The organism is Methanoculleus sp. UBA303 (assembly GCA_002501655.1).
Taxonomy (GTDB): Archaea; Halobacteriota; Methanomicrobia; order Methanomicrobiales; family Methanoculleaceae; genus Methanoculleus.
Window position 1 is genome coordinate 578 of sequence record DANY01000023.1, and the last position, 2,840, is coordinate 3,417.

Genomic DNA, 2,840 nt, shown 5'->3' on the forward strand with positions numbered 1-2,840 from the left:
CAGGATCCCGGTTCCCCGCTCGGAGTCTTCGACCATCTCTGTCGCGGTCAACCGGGGGTGGCACCCTTCGGAGACAGGAAAAAGGGAGCGGGGGCCCTGCCCCCCTCTCACGCCAGTGCGGGCACGGCGTCGGCCCAGGTCTCGACCGCGGTCCGGATGGCGTCGTCCTCTCCGGACGAGATCCGGACGGTCCTCCGGGTGAAGGTGACGTAATAGTCGTCACCCGACGGGTCGTGGCACTTGAGCTGGGCGTAGTAGGTCTCGCCGGGGCCGTTCCGGACGGCATCGGTTGCACCCATCGCGGTCGCAAGGGCCGCGTTATCCAGCACCTCCGCGGCGTTCGCCTCGAACGCGGCGATCGTCGGGGACTGCAGGGAGACGGTCCCAAGGCGCTTGCCGGTCTGCTCGTCGATGAAGTTCACCTTGCCGGTGTAGTGCTCGCGGTTCCGGATGACCCCATCGATGGTCTGGCCGGCTTTGGTCGTATACCCGATGCACCCGAAGGGGTTGTCGGCGATGACCGACTGGACGAGGGTGTTCAACGACGTTACATCGGCGATCGGGACTGCAAGATCCCGGACCGCCGTTTTGTTCACGGTAGTCTGCGTAAAGTCTGCCATGGGTCTGTTCTCTCCTGCCTGCCAGGCTTCCCGGGAATATGACAGACACGTATAGGGTGGATGGGGGAGGGGATTAGTCTGACTTTATCGGGGAGCTAGAATTTCGTCCCAGGCCTGATTATCACCCAATTTCTGAGACATATGGAGATAGCAGGCCCCCTGCATTTGATGAGGGAGCACTATCCCGGAGATAGAAGGAAAGCCCGATGGGAAAACATTCTTGTCCGACCTTGCCCAATAGGTATCTATCCGGATCGTGGATCAGAACGCTTCCGGGTGGGAAACGCACAACAGATCCGTAGATCCTTGTGGAGATGGGTGCCATGACAGGTATCGAAGAACTCGTGAGGGAACTCTCCCCCGAACACCGGAGAGAGGCATTGGACTTTGTCGCCTACCTGCTCCAGAAACAGAAGCGCAAGCGGACTAAACCGCTCCGACAGACCTGGGCTGGGGCGATCCGCCGGTACCGGGATACTTATACCGCTCTCGATCTGCAGAAAGAGTCGCTGTCGTGGCGCACCGAGTGAAAATGTATCTGCTGGATACGAATATCTGGCTGGAGCGCCTTCTCGACCAGGGCCGTTCGGGAGAAGTCGATACGTTCCTCTCTTCTGTTCCTTCTGATCGGTTATTCATCACGGATTTTTCACTTCATTCCATTGGTGTAATCCTGGGCCGTCTCGGGTGTATGCCAGCCTTCTGCGGTTTCATCGAGGATCTCTTCATCGACGGCTCGGTGACGGTGGTCGCTCTCAATCCCGTTCAAATGAGGTGTCTTGTCGAGGCTATGGAACTGTACCGTCTCGATTTTGATGACGCATATCAGTATACCGCAGCGGCTGAGTACAACCTCGCGCTTGTGTCGTTTGACAGCGATTTTGAGAGAACACCCGGCGGGAGACTGATGCCTGCAGACATTGAGCGGTGAGAATTTCCAGGGTGAACCAGCCATAGAGGCCGTACCGGATCACTGTGTAGCCATTACGGTCAGGTTTTTTTCGTTTTGGCGCCCTATCATCCCTCAAGGGGGGTAGCACGATGACCGGCGAGAAGACCACCCGGGAGCTCGGTCTTACCTACCTTCCGCAGTAAGACGATCATGTCCTGAAATAATGAACGAGTGGACCGGTTCACCGTATGTTGCGGGTGCGTGGGAGTGATCGCCAGCTGCACGCGAAGCCGCGAAGAGCGCGAAAGGTTACGATGGGGGAGAGGCTACACGTCCTTCGCGGCTTCGCGCTCAACGCGAGAGACCTTGTTGCTGCCCCGGTACTCTGCTTCAATGAGGGTTGTGAGAAAAATGCCCGGCCAGAACTCTTACTGCTGAAAGTCGGAAGAAGGCCGTGTAACTGATCTTTGGCTTATCCTTCGACACGGTGTAGACGGTAGAGGAACTCCCGGCGGAAGAGGGGGGCGTAGAAGAGGAGCCCCCCAAAACCCGCCCCTTCAGAGCGTAATCCCGATAAGGTGGAGCAGGACCACGACCAGAGCGCCGGGGAGCCCCCCAAGGGCGCAGATGAGGATCGTCACCAGGTTGATCTGGATATCGGGGGCGCCGAACCAGGCAAGAATGCTGAAGTAATTCAGGAGCCAGAGCGTGATGAGCCCGGCGACGGCGTTGATGAGGAGTGTGAGGGCCTTCTTCATAAGGTAGTAGAGCGCCGCGGCTATCGCGACGGCAAGAAGGATAGCGAGGATCTCCTCCATCATCTATCTACCAATGATCTGCTGATTATTTAACCGTATTGATGGAATCGTCAGCCTTCCAACCCGTCTTGCATCTTTTCCGAGTCCCCCGATCTCCCGGAGCATCTCAAAGACGTTCCCGGCGAACATCGCCGTCCGGATGGGTTCGGTGAGAACCCCGTCCTCTATCCAGAAGGGGTTCGAGATCTCCACCGAGAAGTCGCCGGAGAACGGATTCGCGGTATGGGCGCCCACGACGTCGTGAATCCAGACCGCCCGCTCATCACCGGGCTCTTTTGTCCGGGGCCCGTCGACGAAGAGGTTGTGAACCCCGATCCCGGGACCCTCGCTCCCGAACCGGACGGCGCTCCCCGTGCTCCCCTCGCCGTAGCGGTAACCGGTCTTGAGGTCGTAGGCAAACCGCTGGAGCACCCCCTGCTCCACGAAGACCAGACGGCGGGTGGGGACGCCTTCCGCGTCCCAGGCGGTGCTCCCGAGGCCGGGGACAAACGGGTCGTCGTAGATGGAGAG

At 59.1% G+C, this 2,840-nt stretch carries 5 protein-coding genes; 2 read left to right on the forward strand and 3 right to left on the reverse strand.

The window, feature by feature from the left end; all coding sequences use genetic code 11:
- Positions 1–107: 107 nt before the first annotated feature.
- Entirely contained in the window at positions 108–620 is a 513-nt protein-coding gene (locus tag BP846_RS04710) for a hypothetical protein (RefSeq protein ID WP_292392947.1), read from the reverse strand.
- 323 nt (positions 621–943) lie between these two features.
- Here BP846_RS04710 and BP846_RS04715 point away from each other — a divergent pair, with 323 nt between their 5' ends.
- Together BP846_RS04715 and BP846_RS04720 are read left to right on the forward strand one after the other, a co-directional pair.
- Positions 944–1,150 carry a DUF2281 domain-containing protein gene (locus BP846_RS04715; protein ID WP_292392950.1) on the forward strand — a complete coding sequence of 69 codons (207 nt, stop codon included), beginning with the start codon at positions 944–946 and terminating at the stop codon, positions 1,148–1,150.
- A 2-nt stretch (positions 1,151–1,152) separates the two neighbouring features.
- Complete coding sequence (locus BP846_RS04720; protein ID WP_292392952.1) at positions 1,153–1,551, forward strand: type II toxin-antitoxin system VapC family toxin; 399 nt, start codon at positions 1,153–1,155, stop codon at positions 1,549–1,551.
- Between the two features lie 518 nt (positions 1,552–2,069).
- Here BP846_RS04720 and BP846_RS04725 read toward each other — a convergent pair.
- Both BP846_RS04725 and BP846_RS04730 read right to left on the reverse strand, forming a co-directional pair.
- Positions 2,070–2,333 carry a pro-sigmaK processing inhibitor BofA family protein gene (locus tag BP846_RS04725; RefSeq protein ID WP_292392954.1) on the reverse strand — a complete coding sequence of 88 codons (264 nt, stop codon included), beginning with the start codon at positions 2,331–2,333 and terminating at the stop codon, positions 2,070–2,072.
- Positions 2,334–2,840 (reverse strand): metallopeptidase TldD-related protein (locus tag BP846_RS04730; RefSeq protein WP_292392956.1); only part of this gene is annotated, 507 nt, incomplete at its 5' end.

What these genes read in the sequence shown, in the direction of transcription:
- BP846_RS04715 (WP_292392950.1), top strand. Translation starts at nt 944, where the DNA reads ATGACAGGTATCGAAGAACTCGTGAGGGAACTCTCCCCCGAACACCGG.
- BP846_RS04710 (WP_292392947.1), bottom strand. Translation starts at nt 620, where the DNA reads ATGGCAGACTTTACGCAGACTACCGTGAACAAAACGGCGGTCCGGGAT.
- BP846_RS04725 (WP_292392954.1), bottom strand. Translation starts at nt 2,333, where the DNA reads ATGATGGAGGAGATCCTCGCTATCCTTCTTGCCGTCGCGATAGCCGCG.
- BP846_RS04720 (WP_292392952.1), top strand. Translation starts at nt 1,153, where the DNA reads ATGTATCTGCTGGATACGAATATCTGGCTGGAGCGCCTTCTCGACCAG.